At 75.5% G+C, this 15,685-nt stretch carries 14 protein-coding genes; 4 read left to right on the top strand and 10 right to left on the bottom strand.

Annotated elements, in window-relative coordinates:
- Window positions 1-23: 23 nt before the first annotated feature.
- Together ACFY23_RS07410 and ACFY23_RS07405 are read right to left on the bottom strand one after the other, a co-directional pair.
- Complete coding sequence (locus ACFY23_RS07410; protein WP_350679762.1) at window positions 24-3,053, bottom strand: bifunctional [glutamine synthetase] adenylyltransferase/[glutamine synthetase]-adenylyl-L-tyrosine phosphorylase; 3,030 nt, start codon at window positions 3,051-3,053, stop codon at window positions 24-26.
- The gene (locus ACFY23_RS07405; RefSeq protein WP_350679760.1) at window positions 3,053-3,820 is read right to left on the bottom strand and encodes a type 1 glutamine amidotransferase; all 768 of its coding nucleotides are present in this window, start codon (window positions 3,818-3,820) and stop codon (window positions 3,053-3,055) included. The genes ACFY23_RS07410 and ACFY23_RS07405 overlap by 1 nt, the downstream gene beginning before the upstream one ends.
- A gap of 227 nt (window positions 3,821-4,047) precedes the next feature.
- Between ACFY23_RS07405 and ACFY23_RS07400 the strand changes: the two genes are divergently transcribed.
- Window positions 4,048-4,923: an LD-carboxypeptidase gene (locus ACFY23_RS07400; protein ID WP_350679821.1), complete on the top strand. Its 876-nt coding sequence runs from the start codon at window positions 4,048-4,050 to the stop codon at window positions 4,921-4,923.
- Window positions 4,924-4,972: 49 nt separating this feature from the next.
- Here ACFY23_RS07400 and ACFY23_RS07395 read toward each other — a convergent pair whose 3' ends face one another.
- Window positions 4,973-5,854, bottom strand: coding sequence for a virginiamycin B lyase (locus ACFY23_RS07395; protein WP_350679758.1), 882 nt, complete (start codon window positions 5,852-5,854; stop codon window positions 4,973-4,975).
- A gap of 207 nt (window positions 5,855-6,061) precedes the next feature.
- Here ACFY23_RS07395 and ACFY23_RS07390 point away from each other — a divergent pair, with 207 nt between their 5' ends.
- Window positions 6,062-6,517, top strand: a complete 456-nt coding sequence (locus ACFY23_RS07390; RefSeq protein WP_350679756.1) for a hypothetical protein — start codon at window positions 6,062-6,064, stop codon at window positions 6,515-6,517.
- Window positions 6,518-6,641: 124 nt separating this feature from the next.
- Here ACFY23_RS07390 and ACFY23_RS07385 read toward each other — a convergent pair whose 3' ends face one another.
- The 4 genes from ACFY23_RS07385 to glnA all read right to left on the bottom strand — a co-directional run bounded on the left by ACFY23_RS07385 (window position 6,642) and on the right by glnA (window position 9,845).
- On the bottom strand, window positions 6,642-7,019 hold the full coding sequence (locus ACFY23_RS07385) for a VOC family protein (protein ID WP_350679754.1): 378 nt from the start codon (window positions 7,017-7,019) through the stop codon (window positions 6,642-6,644).
- 161 nt (window positions 7,020-7,180) lie between these two features.
- Window positions 7,181-7,876, bottom strand: coding sequence for a YafY family protein (locus ACFY23_RS07380; protein ID WP_350679752.1), 696 nt, complete (start codon window positions 7,874-7,876; stop codon window positions 7,181-7,183).
- A gap of 103 nt (window positions 7,877-7,979) precedes the next feature.
- A complete protein-coding gene (locus ACFY23_RS07375; RefSeq protein ID WP_350679750.1) occupies window positions 7,980-8,405 on the bottom strand; it encodes a DUF350 domain-containing protein in 426 nt (141 codons plus the stop codon).
- A gap of 90 nt (window positions 8,406-8,495) precedes the next feature.
- Window positions 8,496-9,845 carry a type I glutamate--ammonia ligase gene (gene glnA / locus ACFY23_RS07370; protein WP_350679748.1) on the bottom strand — a complete coding sequence of 450 codons (1,350 nt, stop codon included), beginning with the start codon at window positions 9,843-9,845 and terminating at the stop codon, window positions 8,496-8,498.
- Window positions 9,846-10,125: 280 nt separating this feature from the next.
- Here glnA and ACFY23_RS07365 point away from each other — a divergent pair, with 280 nt between their 5' ends.
- Both ACFY23_RS07365 and panB read left to right on the top strand, forming a co-directional pair.
- On the top strand, window positions 10,126-11,886 hold the full coding sequence (locus tag ACFY23_RS07365) for an NAD+ synthase (protein ID WP_350679746.1): 1,761 nt from the start codon (window positions 10,126-10,128) through the stop codon (window positions 11,884-11,886).
- A gap of 142 nt (window positions 11,887-12,028) precedes the next feature.
- Window positions 12,029-12,874 carry a 3-methyl-2-oxobutanoate hydroxymethyltransferase gene (gene panB, locus ACFY23_RS07360; RefSeq protein WP_350679744.1) on the top strand — a complete coding sequence of 282 codons (846 nt, stop codon included), beginning with the start codon at window positions 12,029-12,031 and terminating at the stop codon, window positions 12,872-12,874.
- A gap of 46 nt (window positions 12,875-12,920) precedes the next feature.
- Here panB and ACFY23_RS07355 read toward each other — a convergent pair whose 3' ends face one another.
- The 3 genes from ACFY23_RS07355 to ACFY23_RS07345 all read right to left on the bottom strand — a co-directional run bounded on the left by ACFY23_RS07355 (window position 12,921) and on the right by ACFY23_RS07345 (window position 15,630).
- A complete protein-coding gene (locus ACFY23_RS07355) occupies window positions 12,921-13,364 on the bottom strand; it encodes a VOC family protein (protein ID WP_350679742.1) in 444 nt (147 codons plus the stop codon).
- A gap of 28 nt (window positions 13,365-13,392) precedes the next feature.
- Window positions 13,393-14,091: an NADPH-dependent F420 reductase gene (npdG, locus tag ACFY23_RS07350; RefSeq protein ID WP_350679740.1), complete on the bottom strand. Its 699-nt coding sequence runs from the start codon at window positions 14,089-14,091 to the stop codon at window positions 13,393-13,395.
- A 105-nt stretch (window positions 14,092-14,196) separates the two neighbouring features.
- Window positions 14,197-15,630: an RNB domain-containing ribonuclease gene (locus tag ACFY23_RS07345; protein WP_350679738.1), complete on the bottom strand. Its 1,434-nt coding sequence runs from the start codon at window positions 15,628-15,630 to the stop codon at window positions 14,197-14,199.
- Window positions 15,631-15,685: the final 55 nt, after the last annotated feature.

The raw sequence follows: 15,685 nt of genomic DNA, 5'->3' as shown, positions 1-15,685 counted from the left end.
GGCAAGGGCGGGGGCCTGCCGGTTCAGGCGTCGAGGACCCGCTCCATCGCCGCGCGGGAGCGGCGGCCGGTGCGCAGGTACTCGTCGAGGAACTCGCCGGGATCGTCCCGGCCGAGCAGCCGGACCACCCCGGCCAACTCGACGCCGTGCCGGGGCAACTGGTCGCCGGCCCGGCCGCGGACCAGCATCAGCGCGTTGCGGACCTGCGCGGCCAGGGTCCAGCCGGCCGCCATCTCGGTGGCGTCCGTCGGGTCGACCAGCCCCGCGTCCCGGGCCGCCGCGAGGGCGTCGAGCGTACGCGTGCCGCGCAGCCGCGGGACCGTCCCGGCGTGCCGGAGCTGGAGCAGTTGCACCGCCCACTCGACGTCGGCGAGGCCGCCCCGCCCGAGCTTGGTGTGGGTGGCCGGGTCGGCGCCCCGGGGCAGCCGCTCGTGCTCCACCCGCGCCTTGATCCGCCGGATCTCCACCACCTGCTCGCGGGTCAACCCGTCGGCCGGGTAGCGGACCGGGTCGACCATCGCCTCGAACTCCGCGCCGAGGTCGGCGTCGCCGCAGACGAACCGGGCACGCAGCAGCGCCTGCGCCTCCCACACCTTCGACCAGCGGGCGTAGTACTGCGCGTACGCGGCGAGGCTGCGCACGAGCGGACCCTGCCGGCCCTCGGGACGCAGGTCGGCGTCCACGCCCAGCGGCGGGTCGGGCGCGGGCATGCCGAGCAGCCGACGCAACTCCTCGGCGATCCCGTGGGCGGCGGCGCTCGCCGCGCCGGCCGCGCTCTCGCCGGCGCCGGGCGGGGGGTCGTAGACGAAGAGCACGTCGGCGTCGGAGAGGTAGTTCGACTCGTACCCGCCCAGGCGGCCCATGCCGATCACGGCGAAGCGCAGCCCCGGCATGGGCGGCTGGGCGGCCCGGGCGGCCCGCAGCGCCGCGGCCAGGGTGGCGTCGGTGACGTCGGCCAGCGCCGTGCCCACGGCGGCGACGTCGGCGAGACCGAGCGCGGCCCGCCCGCCGTCGGGCCGGGGCGGCGACGGGGCCAGCGAGCCGGCCCGGCTCAACAGGTCCGCGCAGGCGATGCGGACCAGCTCCCGGCGGCGCAGCGCGCGGATCGCCCGGGTGGCTTCGACGGGGTCGGCGTGCCGGGCTGCGGCGGCGGCGAAGCCCTCGCAGAGCACCCCGCTCGGCCGGGGGGTCAACTCGCTCTCCTCGGCCAGCATCCGCAGCGCCTCCGGCTCGCGGGCCAGCAGGTCGGCGGCGTAGCGGGAGGAGGAGAGCACCCGGGCCAGCCGGCGGGCCACCGGCCCGGAGTCGCGCAGCAGGCGCAGGTACCAGGGCGTGCTGCCGAGCTTGTCGGAGACCTGCCGGTAGTTGAGCAGGCCGCGGTCCGGCTCGGGGGCGTCGGCGAACTCGCTGAGCAGCACCGGCAGCAGGGTGCGCTGGATGGCCGCCGTGCGGCTCACCCCGCCGGTGAGGGCCTGGAGGTGCCGCAGCGCCCCGGCGGGGTCGGCGAAGCCGAGGATCTCCAGCCGGTGCCGGGCCGCCTCCGGGGTCAGCCGCAGCCCGTCGGCCGGCACCCGGGCCACCGACTCCAGCAGCGGCCGGTAGAGCAGCTTGGCGTGCAGCCGGCGTACCTCGGTGGCGTGGGTGACCCACTCGGCGCGGAACTCCTCGACGGCGCTGCGGCCCGGCGTGGCCGCGTAGCCCAGCGCGGCGGCCAACCAGCGCAGCGCGGCCGGCTCGGTCGGCACGGTGTGGGTGCGGCGCAGCCCCTGGAGCTGGAGGCGGTGCTCGACGCCGCGCAGGAAGCGGTAGCCGCGCAGCAGCGCCTCCCCGTCGGCCCGGCCGACGTAGCCGCCGGCGACGAGCGCGCGCAGCGCCGGGACGGTGCCGGGCGTCCGCAGCGACTCGTCGCCCCGGCCGTGCACCAGTTGCAGCAGCTGGACGGCGAACTCGATGTCGCGCAGCCCGCCCGGGCCGCGCTTGATCTCGCGCTCCAACTCCTTCGGCGGGACGTTGTCGATGATCTTCCGCCGCATGGCGCGGACGTCCTCGACCGCCTCGGGGCGCTCGGCGGCCCGCCACACGAGCGGGGCGAGCTGGTCGATCCACTCCCGGCCCAGGGTCAGGTCGCCGGCCGCCGGCCGGGCCTTGAGCAGCGCCTGGAACTCCCACGTCCGCGCCCAGCGCCGGTAGTAGGCGAGGTGGCTGGCCAGGGTGCGCACCAGCGGGCCACGATTGCCCTCGGGCCGCAGGGCGGCGTCGACCGGCCAGGCGACCAGCCCGCAGACGTGGATCAGCCGGGTGGCGACCGTGGTGGCCGCGGCGAGGTCGTCGTCCTCGGCGGCCACGAAGATCACGTCGACGTCGGAGACGTAGTTCAGCTCGTCACCGCCGCACTTGCCCATCGCCACGACGGCGAGCCGGGGCCGGGGCGTGCCCTCCGGCAGCTCGCCGACGGCGATCTCGTACGCCGCCGCCAGGGTCGCGTCGGCCAACGCGGAGAGCGCGGCCATCGTCTGCTCCAGGCCCCGGTCGCCGGTCAGGTCGGCCGCCGCGATCCGCAGCAGCGCCAGCCGGTACGCCTTGCGCAGCACCGCGACCGGCTGCCCGTCGCCGGACAGGTCGAGCCGGCCCTCCGCGGTCGGCGCGAGCCCGTCCGGGGCGGTCCGCAGGGCCGGCCACTGGTCGGGGTTGGCGACCAGGTGGTCGCCCAGCGCCGAGGAGGCGCCGAGGACGGCGATCAGCCGGCGGCGCAGCCCCGGGTCGTCCGCGAGCGCCTCCACCAGCGCCGAACCGGTGGCCGCCGGACCGGCGGCCCGGCGCTCCGCCTCGACGATGCGGTGGAGCTGGCGCAGCGCCAGGTCCGGGTCGGCGGCCCGGGAGAGCGCGGCGAGCAGCTCCGCCGCGCGGTCGTCGGTCGGCTCCTGCACGTCCGGCCGCCACAGGCCCAGCCCGTCGGGGCCGAGCAGGTCGGCGGCGCGGGTGGCGCCGTCGCCGCCGACGATGCCGAAACCGTAGCGGGCGAGCCGTCCGGCGGCGCTGGTCGGCCGGCTCATCACTGCCCGAGCAGCGGCAGGCTGCGGCGGGACGTGTCGTCGTCCAGCTCGCCGAGAGCCAGCGCGGCGAACCGGGCGGCGAACGGCTGCCAGACCTCCTCGACGTCGACCATCACCGCGTGGCAGGCCGCCACCACCAGGTCCGGGTCGTAGCCCAGCTCGGCCAGCAGCGTCGAGTCGGTGGCCCAGTCGGCGATCATCGCGGTGTCGCACTCGATGTGGAACTGCAGCCCCCAGGCCCGGTCGCCGAGGCGGAACGCCTGGTGCGGGTAGCGGGTGGAGGCGGCCAGCAGGGTGGCGCCCCGGGGCAGCTCGGTGATCTCGTCGGCGTGCCACTGGAGCACGTCGGGGATCAGCGGGACGTAGCGGAACAGCGGGTCGGCGTCGGCGGCGTCCCGCTTGCCGACCACACCGGGCCCGACCTCCGGCCCGGACGCGCTGCGCTCGACCTCGCCGGCGTGGGCGGTCGCCAGCAACTGCGCGCCCAGGCAGATGCCCAGGGTGGGCACCCGGTGCCGGACGGCCTTGCGGAGCAGCCCCTCGACGGCGGGGAACCAGGGCGCGCCGGGCGAGCCGTCGGGCAGCGGGTACGCCTGCTGCTCGCCGCCCAGCACCACCAGCGCGGAGTAGCCCTCCAGGTCGGCGGGGAGCTGATCGCCGGCGTGCGCGCGGACGACCCACAGGTCGAGACCCGCCTCGGTCAGCCACTCGCCGAGCCGGCGGACGTCGTCGGTCGGGTCGTTCTCGATCACCAACGCGGTAGCCACGACGTCGAGGCTAGCCGGTGACCGCGGCGGGCCCCGAGCGCCTCCACCGGCGCGGCGGCGGCCTCCCCCGGCCGACCGGAGCAGGCGTCCCACGCTCGGCGGAGTGGGCCGACCGGTACGTGGGCGGCGCCCCGCCGCGACTAGGCTCTGCCGCTGTGTCCGACCATGCCAGCACGACTCCCGCCACCGCCGTACGACCGCCGGTGCTGTGCCCCGGCGACACGGTGATGCTGGTGTCGCCGTCGGGGCCGACCCGGCCCGAGCGGGTGGCCCGGGGCATCGAGCTGCTCACCGGCTGGGGGCTGCGGCCGGTGCTGGCGCCGAACGCGTACGCCCGGCAGGGTTACCTGGCCGGCGCGGACGAGCTGCGCGCCGCCGACCTGAACGCGGCGTTCGCCGACCCCGAGGTGCGCGGGGTGATCTGCACGCGCGGCGGGTACGGCGCGCAGCGGATCGTCGACGCGATCGACATGGCCGCCGTACGCCGGGACCCGAAGGTGGTCGCCGGGTTCTCCGACATCACCGCGCTGCAGCTCGCGCTGTGGCGGGGCGCCCGGCTGGCCGGCGTGCACGGCCCCGGGGCGGCGTGGCTGGACGAGCGCACTCCGCTGCGGTCGGCCGAGTCGCTGCACGCCGCCCTGATGACCACCGAACCGGTGACGGTGACCGCCGTCGCCGAGGAGGAGACGTTCCCGGTGCGGGTGCCCGGGCGGGCCACCGGCCCGCTGCTGGGCGGCAACCTCTGCCTGGTCGTGGCGTCGCTGGGCACCCCGGACATGCCGGACCTGACCGGCGCGATCCTGTTGATCGAGGACGTGCAGGAGCCGCCGTACAAGGTGGACCGGATGCTCACCCAGTTGCGCCGGGCCGGCGCGCTGGACGGGCTGGCCGGGGTGGCGGTCGGCCAGTTCACCGGCTGCGCCGACGGCTGGTCGACCAGCGTCGCCGACGTGCTCTCCGAGCGCCTCGGCGACCTCGGCGTCCCGGTCCTCGGCGGCCTGCCCGTCGGCCACGGCGTCGGCCAGCTCACCGTCCCGGTCGGCACCGACGCGACCCTCGACACGACGACGGCCACCCTCACGGTCACCCCCGCCGTCCGCTGACCCGGCTCAGGCGGGTCAGGGCGTCAGGCGGATCAGGGCGTCAGGCGGATCAGGGCGTCAGGTGGGCCAGAGCGCCCGTTTCCAGGGCGGCCCAGACCGTGCCGTCGGGGGCGACGGTGATGCCGTGCGGCTCGGCGGCCGGGGTCGGAAGGTCGTGGGTGACGATCGTGCCGTCCGGGGCGACGTGGCCGATCCGGTTGCCGCCCCACTCGGTGAACCAGCAGCCGCCCGCCGGGTCGGCGACGATCGCGTGCGGCCGGGCCGCCCGGTCCGGCAGCGGGTACTCGTCGATCCGCCCGTCCGGGGTGATCCGGCCGAGCTGGCCGGCGCCGATCTCGACGAACCAGAGCGCGCCGTCCGCTCCGGCCGTGATGCCCACCGGGGCGGCGCCCTCGGTCGGCAGTGGGTGCAGCGCCACCGCGCCGTCCGTGCCGATCCGGCCGACCGCGTTCGCCTGGTTGAGCGTGAACCAGACGGCCTCGTCCGGGCCGGCGGCGACCATCGAGGCGAAGCCGCCGCTCACCGGCAGCGGAAACTGCGTCACCTTCCCGTCGGTGGTGACGCGGCCGACCGCGTCGGCGGTCATCGCCGCGTACCAGAGGGCGCCGTCGGGACCGGCGGCGATGCCGCAGGGGCCGCTCCCGGGCGGGAGCGCGACGGCGCTCTGCTCCCCGTCGGTGGTGATCCGGCCGATCCGGTCGTCGCCGGAGCGGGTGAACCAGAGGGCGCCGTCGGGGCCCGGCGTGACGATCAGCGGCCGGCTGTCGGCCGCCACCTGCCAGGTGCGCAGGTCGCCGTCCGCGCCCACCCGGGCGACCGCGCCGGCGTGGACCAGCGTCAGCCAGAGCGCGCCGTCGGGGCCGACGGTGACGCCGTACGGGCCGGCGTCCGCCCCGGTGAGCGGGACTTCCCGGATCTTCGCCAACGCCACGAGGATCACCTTCCGTCGTCTGCTCCGCCCCGGTGGGGCCTGCCGACCACCAACCCTGACCGGCGGCGGGCGCCCCGGCAACCCGTTTGTCCGGCGCGGCGGGCGGATTGCCAGCTCGCTGACAGGTTCACCACGGCTTTCCCCCAGCCGGGCTGGTCACCGTCGGGTGAGGTCATCGCACCAACCACCGATCCGACGGAGGACAGCATGTCCGGCACCATGAAGAAGAAGCACCTGCTGGCCGGCCTGGCCGCGGCCGGGGTTCTCGGCGTGGGGATCGCGGCGCCGACGGTCGCGTTCGCCGCGGACGGCGGCACCGCGACGCCGAGCGCCAGCGCGAGCGAGAGCGGCAGCAGCAGTGACGAGCGGCAGCAGCAGCGGGCCGAGCGGCAGGCGGAGTTCGCCGAGGCCCTGGCCAAGGAGCTGGGCGTCGACACCGACAAGGTGACGGCCGCGCTGGAGAAGGTGCGCGAGGCGCAGAAGCCGGCCGACCGGCCCGAGCGGGGTGACTCCGCCGACCGGCAGGCCGCGCTGAAGGAGCGCCTGGCGCAGGCGGTCGAGGACGGCAAGCTCACCCAGGAGCAGGCGGACGCGATCACCGCGGCCGCCGAGGCCGGCGTCCTGGCCGGCCCGGGCGGTCGCGGAGGCTCGGCCGGCAAGTGACCGTACGCCGTCCGCCCCGGCAACCTCGCCGGGGCGGACGGCGGCTCCGGCTTCCGGCCCCACGATTCAGGCCGTCGCCGCACGGCACAGGCCGTCGCCGTACGGCAACGGCGTCGCGGGCGGCTCAGGCGGCCGGCGGCGGGGCGAAGACGCCGAAGTGGTTGCCGACCGGGTCGAGCAGGTGGGCGAAGGTGAGCCCGTTGTCGGTGGACTTCGCCGGCACCAGCACCTTGCCACCGGCCGCCTCCGCGCGCCGGCAGGCGTCCGCCACGTCGGCCACCTGCACGTAGAAGATGGCGTAGTTCGGGCTCGCCCCGCCGGTGCCCCGGATCGCGCCCTGGATCGAGCCCTCCGGCCCCGGCTCCGTCACCCGGTACGACGCCTCCGGCGTCCCCTGCTCGCCGAACGCCCAACCGAACAGGTCGGCGTAGAAGCGCCCGGTCTCCTCCGGCCGGTCGGTGCCGACCTCGAACCAGGTGACCGCGTTGGTGGTCGTGGACATGTGTCGCCTCCCGTTCGCGCGCCGGCCGCTCGGCCAGCGCCGTCAGGAGTCAGCCTCCGTCCCGTCCGCGACACCGTCCTGTCGGTGTTTCGTCGGCGCTGAGAGAGAATCCCGCGCGGGACGGTCCATAAGGGACCGGGGACGGCCGGCGCTGTCCCCTTTCATGCCAGGCTGAGCCGGCGGATCCGGTCGTGCGGGATGTCGAGGTCGTCGACGGCCAGCTCACGCTCCGGCACCCGCTCGCCCAGCGTGGTGACCGAGGCGATCCGGTCGGTGCGGAAGGCCCGGATGCCGCCGCGCAGCCGGCACCAGGCCAGCAGGTACCAGTGCCGGGGGTTGCCGAGGAAGCCGAGCGGCTCCACGTCGCGCAGCGAGCCGGCGCCCGCCCGGTCGGCGTAGCGGATGCGCAGCACGCGCCGCGCCCGTACGGCGTCGGCGACGCCGGCCGGGACGGGCGTGACCGGCCCCTCGCCGATCAGGTGCACCCGCGCCGCCAGCCGGTGCGCCTCGGCGGCGTCGGCGGCCGGCATCACGGCGACCAGCTTGCGCAGCGCGGTGCCGGCCGCGGCGGCGAACGGGGTGCCGCGCATGCGGTGCAGCGCCACCGCCAGGGCGACGGCCTCGCCGGGGGTGAGGTTGACCGGCGGCAGGGTGCGCGCCCGGTCGAGCGCGTAGCCCCCGGTGCGGCCCGGCTCGGCCCAGATCGGCACGCCCGATTCCTGGAGGGCGCCGATGTCGCGCTCGATGGTGCGGGTGCTCACCTCGAAGCGCTCGGCGAGCCAGCGTGCGCTGCGCGGCCGGGGCGACACGGCGCGCAGCTCCTCCACCAGGGCGTAGAGACGATCCGTCCGGTTCACCCCCGCAACCTACGACGGGGGTGCGACGCAACCGTCCCGCCCAGGGTTCCGCAGCGGGACGGGCCCCTCCGCTCCGTGCCGGGCAGCGGGGCGGACGACCGGCTCAGGCGATGCAGGCGCAGACGATCAGCGCGGCGCCGAAGTGGGTGGCGGCGCTGACGCGGGCCGCCGGGTGCGGCTCGTCGGAGCAGATGATCTCGCCGAGTTTGCCCGGGGTGAGCAGGTCCAGCACGAAGAACGCCAGCGCCATGATGGCCAGCCCGACCAGGCCGAAGAGGACCGTCGAGGCCAGCCCCTTGGCGAAGTCGCTGTAGCTGGTCAGGATCGCGGTGAACACGATCCCGGCGATGCCGAGCTGGTTGGCGGCGAGCAGCAGCGCGGCGTTGCCGTTGCGCCGCACCCAGATCAGTTCCCGCAGCTTGCCCGGCGTGAGCACGTCGACCAGCCCGAACCCGGCCGCCATCAGGGCCACCCCGACGACCCCGAACACGATGCTCTGCCAGGCACCGCTGAGCAGATCCTCCAGCACCGACTGCCTCCCCACCTCTGCGCCCGGCGGGGGTGCCGGCGCGGTGATCGAGACGATAGCGGCAGTACGCCGGCGGCGGGAGCCCCCGCCCTACAGCGACAGGTAGCGCTGCCGCTCGTAGGGGGTGACCTCGCGGCGGTACTGCTCCCACTCGGCCCGCTTGTTGCGCAGGAAGAAGTCGAAGACGTGCTCGCCGAGCACCTCGGCGACCAGCTCGGAGCCGGCCATCACGTCGATCGCCTCGGCCAGGTTCTCCGGCAGCGGCTCGTAGCCCATCGCCCGCCGCTCGGCGCTGGTCAGCGACCAGACGTCGTCCTCGGCGCCCGGCGGCAGCTCGTAGCCCTCCTCGATGCCCTTCATGCCGGCGCCGAGCAGCACCGCGAAGGCCAGGTAGGGGTTGGCCGCCGAGTCCGGCGAGCGGACCTCGACCCGGGCCGAGTTCGGCTTGCCGTAGGCGGGGACCCGGACCAGCGCCGACCGGTTGAGGTGACCCCAGCAGACGTACGCGGGGCTCTCGGTCACCCGGTCCGGCAGCGCCTGCGGGAAGAGCCGCTTGTAGGAGTTGACCCACTGGTTGGTGACGGCCGTGTACTCCCGGGCGTGCACCAGCAGCCCGGCGATGAACGCGCGGGCCACCTTGGACAGCTTCATCGGGTCGCCGGCGTCGTGGAACGCGTTGCGCTCCCCCTCGAACAGCGACAGGTGGGTGTGCATGCCGCTGCCGGGCTGGTCGGTGAAGGGCTTCGGCATGAAGGTGGCCTGCACCCCGGTGGAGAGCGCCACCTCCTTCACCACGTGCCGGAAGGTCATGATGTTGTCGGCGGTGGTCAGCGCGTCGGCGTAGCGCAGGTCGATCTCCTGCTGGCCGGGGGCGACCTCGTGGTGGCTGAACTCCACCGAGATGCCGATCCGCTCCAGCGCCAGCACCGCCTGGCGGCGGAAGTCGCGGGCCACCGCGTGGGTGGTGTGCTCGAAGTAGCCGCCGGTGTCCACCGGGACCGGCACCGAGCCGTCCATCGGGCCGTTCTCCAGCAGGAAGAACTCGATCTCGGGGTGGGTGTAGAAGGTGAAGCCCTTCTCGGCCGCCCTGGACAGCGCCCGGCGCAGCACGTGCCGGGGGTCGGCCCAGGAGGGGCCGCCGTCGGGCAGCAGGATGTCGCAGAACATCCGGGCGCTCTCGCCGCTGACCCCGCCCTCGAACGGGAAGACCTGGAAGGTCGTCGGGTCCGGCATGGCCACCATGTCGGACTCGAACACCCGGGCGAAACCCTCGATCGCCGAGCCGTCGAACCCGATGCCCTCCTCGAAGGCGGCCTCCAGCTCGGCGGGGGCCACCGACACGCTCTTGAGCGTGCCCAGCACGTCCGTGAACCACAGCCGGACGAACCGGATGTCCCGCTCTTCCAGCGTACGGAGGACGAACTCCTGCTGACGGTCCACTTCCACCCCTCGCGACACGGTTGTCCGCCTGCGGCCGGGGTCGACCCGGCCTGACCGACCAGTCTCCACCCGCCTCGTTACGCCGACGTTACGCGACCGGCCGGCGCGCGTCCCGCCCTGTCCGCGGCTCCCGCCCGACCGGCCGAGGCCGCCCGACGGGGCGGATCGTCGCGTCGTCGCCGGGACCCGCCGCCGGGGTCCGGTTGGCGCCCCGCCACGGTGGCCGCCGTCTCGCCCCGCCCAGCGTGTCGGGCCCGGACGGCTGGGGCAAGATGAGGGCATGCCCACCCTGCGTCTCGCCCTGTGCCAGGTCAACCCGACCGTCGGCGACCTCGCCGGCAACGCCGGCCTGGTCCGTGACTGGACCCGCCGCGCCGCCGACGCCGGCGCCCAGCTCGTCGCGTTCCCGGAGATGATGCTGACCGGCTACCCGGTCGAGGACCTGGTCTTCCGGCGGTCCTTCGTCGCCGCGTCGAAGGCCGCGCTGGAGCGGCTCGCCGCCGACCTCGCCGCGGATGGGCTGGGCGAGCTGCCGGTGCTCGTCGGCTACCTGGACGCCGACGGCCCGCCGCAGGTCAGCGGCGACGCCGAGCCGGGTCACGGCGCCCGCAACGCGGCCGCCCTGCTGCACCGCGGCGGCGTCGTGGCCACCTACTTCAAGCACCACCTGCCCAACTACGGGGTCTTCGACGAGGACCGCTACTTCGTCCCCGGCGACGCGCTGACCGTCGTCCGGATCGGCGGGGTGGACGTGGCGCTGACCATCTGCGAGGACCTGTGGCAGGCCGGCGGCCCGTTCGCCGCCGCCCGCCAGGCCGGCGTCGGCCTAGTCCTGAACATCAACGGCTCGCCGTACGAGCTGAACAAGGACGACATCCGGCTGCCGCTGGTGCGCCGCCGGGCCGCCGAGGCCGGGGCGACCATCGCGTACGTCAACATGGTCGGCGGCCAGGACGAGCTGGTCTTCGAGGGCGACTCGATGATCGTGACCGCCGACGGCACGCTGCTCACCCGCGCCCCGCAGTTCGTCGAGCACCTGCTGGTGCACGACGTCGAGCTGCCGCCGGCCGGGGAGTCGACCGACGCCGAGCAGGCGCTGGCCGACGGGATGCGGGTGGTCCGCGCCGCGGTCGACGCCGTCCCGCCGCCGGCCGGCGGTCCCGTCGCCACCGGCGGCACCATCGCCCCCGTGGCCGACGAGGCCGAGGTGTGGCAGGCGCTCGTGCTCGGCCTGCGCGACTACGTCAACAAGAACAGGTTCCCGTCGGTGGTGCTCGGCCTCTCCGGCGGCATCGACTCGGCGGTGGTGGCCGCGCTGGCCGTCGACGCGCTCGGGCCCGACCGGGTGGTCGGCGTGTCACTGCCCAGCCAGCACTCCTCGGAGCACAGCCGGGAGGACGCGGCCGACCTGGCCAAGCGCACCGGGCTGGACTACCGGGTCGAGCCGATCCAGCCGATGGTCGACACCTTCCTGGCGAACATGTCGCTCTCCGGCGTGTCCGTGGAGAACCTCCAGGCGCGGGTCCGCGGGGTGATCCTCATGGCGCTGTCGAACCAGGAGGGCCACCTGGTGCTGACCACCGGCAACAAGAGCGAGCTGGCGGTCGGCTACTCCACTCTCTACGGCGACTCGGTCGGCGGCTTCAACCCGGTCAAGGACGTCTGGAAGACGCTGATCTGGCGGCTGGCGAAGTGGCGCAACGCCGACGCCGCCCGCCGGGACGAGACCCCGCCGATCCCGGAGAACTCGATCGGCAAGCCGCCGAGCGCCGAGCTGAGCCCGGGCCAGTTGGACAGCGACACGCTGCCGGACTACGACGTGCTCGACCCGATCCTGATCGGCTACGTCGACGGCGACCTCGGCCGCGACGGGCTGGTCGAGTCCGGCCACGACCCGGCCGTCGTCGACCGGGTGCTGCGGATGGTGGATACCGCCGAGTACAAGCGGCGGCAGTCCGCGCCGGGCACGAAGATCTCGATGAAGGCGTTCGGGCGGGACCGGCGGCTGCCGATCACGAACCGGTGGCGCGAGAACGGCTGAGCCCGTGCCGCTCCCGGGCCGGCCTCGGCGCCGGCCCGGGAGTGACATCCTCCACTGAGCTCTGCCGCCGGCCGGTCGGGTGGTGCGACGATCGCGGCGGAACCCGGGGACCGCGCACGCGGCCTCGAGGAAGGAGAGAGTCATGGTGGAGTCCACCCCGTCCGAGGTGACCGCCCTCTACGGCGGCCCGGCCACCCGGCGGGTCCGCACCCGCGACCTGATCGCCGCCAAGGAGCGCGGCGAGCGGTGGCCGATGCTCACCTCGTACGACCAGTACACCGCCTCGATCTTCGACCAGGCCGGCATCCCCGTGCTGCTGGTCGGCGACTCGGCGGCGAACAACGTCTTCGGCTACGAGACGACGGTGCCGGTGACCGTCGAGGAACTGCTGCCGCTGGTCCGCGCGGTGGTCCGGACGACCCGGCACGCGCTGGTCGTCGGCGACCTGCCGTTCGGCTCGTACGAGGAGGGCCCGACGCAGGCGCTGCGCACGGCGGTGCGGTTCATGAAGGAGGGCGGCTGCCACGCGGTGAAGCTGGAGGGCGGCCGGCGCTGCGCGGCGCAGATCGCCGCGATCACCGGTGCCGGCATCCCGGTGATGGCGCACATCGGTTTCACCCCGCAGAGCGAGCACGCCATCGGCGGCTACCGGGTCCAGGGGCGCGGCGACGCGGCCGACGACGTGATCGCCGACGCCCGCGCCGTGGCCGAGGCGGGCGCGTTCGCCGTGGTGCTGGAGATGGTGCCCGGCGAGGTCGCCAAGCGGATCACGGCGGAGCTGCCGGTCCCGACCGTCGGCATCGGCGCCGGCCCGGACACCGACGCCCAGGTGCTGGTTTGGCAGGACATGGCCGGCCTGCGCGTCGGCAAGGCGCCCCGTTTCGTGAAGCGCTACGCCGACCTGGCCGGGACCCTCGCCGACGCGACCCGGCGCTTCGCCGACGAGGTCCGCGGCGGCGACTTCCCCGCCGCCGAGCACACCTTCTGACGGTACGACGGGCGGTGCGGCTCCCGGGCCGCGCCGCCCGCCCGGGTCAGACCACGCAGAACTCGTTGCCCTCCGGATCGGCGAGCTGAGCCGAGTAGTAGCCGTTGCCGGGGTCGTCCATCCTCCCGAGCACCCGCGCGCCCAACGCGGTCAGGCGGTCCACCTCGACGTCGACGGCGGCCCGGCGCTCCGGCAGCGGCACCGCTCGGCCGCCACCGACCTTCAGGTCGATGTGGAGCCGGTTCTTGACCGACTTCGGCTCGGGGACCGGCTGGAACCAGATCCGCGGCCCGGCTCCCGTCGGGTCCTCCAGACGGTCCTGACAGTCGTCCTCGCCGAGCTCGTCGGCCGGAATGCCGTTCGCCAGATACCACTCCCGCCAGGTGGCGTGCCCGTGCGGCGGCGGCTGCGGGCGGTACCGCAGCGCCTCCGCCCAGAACGCGACGAGCCGCGAAGGCTCCCGACAGTCGATCACCAGTTGCCACTCCATGCGGCGATGATGCCGCACGGGTACGACGTCACAGGTCGGTGACCCGGATGCCGGCGTGCGCCTTGTAGCGCTTGTTGATGGCGATCAGGTTGGCCGTGAACGCCTCGATCTGGTGGGCGTTGCGCAGCCGGCCGGCGTAGATGCCGCGCATGCCGGGGATCCGGGCGGCGAGCGCGGCGACCACGCCGACCACGTCCCGGTCCTCGGTGCAGATCAGCACGTCGAGGTCGATCCGGTCGATCTCCGGGTCGGCCAGCAGCGGTGCGCTGACGTGGTTGAAGGCGGCGCAGACCCGGGAGTCGGGCAGCAGCCCGGCGGCCTGCTGGACGGCGCTGCCCTCCGGCACCGCGAGCGCGTACGGGCCCTGCTTGTCGAAGCCGAGCGGGTTGACGCAGTCGATGACGATCTTGCCGGCGAGGGGCTCGGCGAGCGCGGCGACGGTGGCCGCGTGCCCGTCCCACGGCACCGCGATGACGACCACGTCGCTGAGCCGGGCCACCTCCTCGTTGTCGCCGCCGGCGACCTTGGCCCCGGCCGGGACGCCGGGCAGTGCCGCGATCTCGTGGGCGGACTGCGCGGCCCGCTCGGCCGACCGGGAGCCGATCAGCACCGCCTGGCCGGCCCGGGCGAACCGGTAGGCGAGGCCCCGCCCCTGGTCGCCGGTGCCGCCGATGATGCCGACGGTCAGCCCGGACACGTCGGGCAGCGTGCTCGCGTCGTAAGCCATGCCGTCATCCTCGCAAACCCGTCCCGCCGGCAGCAGCGGCCGGTGCTGTGACAAACCCCGCTGCGCACCCGACGTCGTCGGCCCTGTCTGGGCGGGCAGGCGGGGTCAGGCCCGCTCGAAGGCCACCGAGCGGGTGACCGGGTCGGCGGTGACCAGCCGGACCCGGACCCGCTCCCCCAGCGGCAGCTCGCCCAGGCAGCGGGCGCGCACCGGCGGGTCGTCCAGCGCCACCGTGCCGCCGGGCCGGCGACCCGGGCGGGCCCGGCCGTCCGGGGCCGCGTCGACGTCCAGCACCGCCGCGTCGAAGGTCTCCCCCACCCGGTGCTGGAGCAGCACCGCCTCGGCCAGCTCGATCGCGCCCCGGGTGGCCGCCGAGGCCGTCCGGTCGGTGGCGGCCATCACCTCGGGCAGCCGGGGCAGCGCCGCGCGGGCCCAGTCGGGCACCGGCCGACCCTCGTGCAGGGCCAGGCAGACCTCCGTGGCGTACCGGTCGGCCAGGCGCCGCAGCGGCGCGGTGACATGGGCGTACGCGGCCGCGACCCCGCCGTGCTCCCGCTGCTCGGGCAGCGCGCCGTCGAAGGCGGTGTACGCGGCGCCGCGCATCAACTCGGCCGCCTGGTCGACGAAGGCCGCCGACCGGGGCTGCGACGGGTCCAGCCCGGCGATCACCTCGCCGGGGCCGGCCCCGTCGGGCCAGCGCACGCCCAGCGGGGCGGCGGCGGCCCGCAGCCGCGCCACCGCCTCGGGCTTCGGCGCCGGCATGGTGCGCAGCAGGCCGATCCGCCCGGCCAGCATGATGTCGGCGGCGGCCATCCCGGTCAGCAGGGAGATCTGGGCGTTGTGCTCCTCCGTCGGCACCGGCCCGCGCAGCACCAGCCGCCAGCCGTCGCCGTCGGCCTCCACGTCCTGCTCGGGCAGCGGCAGGTTGATCGCGCCCCGGCGCAGACCGCGGGCGGTGAGCAGGGCCCCGACCTCGGGCAGCAGGGCGATCGGGTCCGGCAACCGGCCGGCGTCGGCGGCCGCCTGGACGCCGACGTAGTCGAGCTTGGCACGGCTGCGGACCAGCGCGCGCTCCAGCGCGACCCCGACGGTGCCGCCGTCGGAGTCGAGGTCGACGGTCCACACCACGGCGGCCCGGTCGACGTCCGGCAGGAGGCTCGCCGCGCCCTCGCTGAGGGTCTCCGGGTGCAGCGGCACGGTCCCGTCGGGCAGGTAGACGGTCTGCCCGCGCCGCCAGGTCTCCTCCTCCAGCGCGCCGCCGGGGCGCACGTGCGCGGCCACGTCGGCGATCGCGTACGTCACCCGGTAGCCACCGCCGGCGCGGCGGGCGAGGTGCATGGCCTGGTCGAGGTCCCGCGAGCCGGCGGGGTCGACGGTGACGAACGGGATGTCGGTGCGGTCGGCGGCCGGCCGGGGCGGGGCCGCCGCCGCGTCGTCGGCCTCGCGCTGCGCCGCGGCCGGGAACCCCTCGGGCAGTCCCAACTCGCGGCGCAGCGCGCCGAAGTCGATGCGGGGCGCGAGTACGCGTCGGATCACCACGGGGTCAATCTTGACAGTGTGGCGGATGATCCGCTTCCCGGCGCGCGCCGGAAGC

Source organism: Micromonospora sp. NPDC000121, from assembly GCF_042899165.1.
Taxonomy (GTDB): Bacteria; Actinomycetota; Actinomycetes; order Mycobacteriales; family Micromonosporaceae; genus Micromonospora.
The sequence above is the reverse complement of the archived record's forward strand: the minus strand, read 5'-3'. Positions and strand labels throughout refer to the sequence as shown.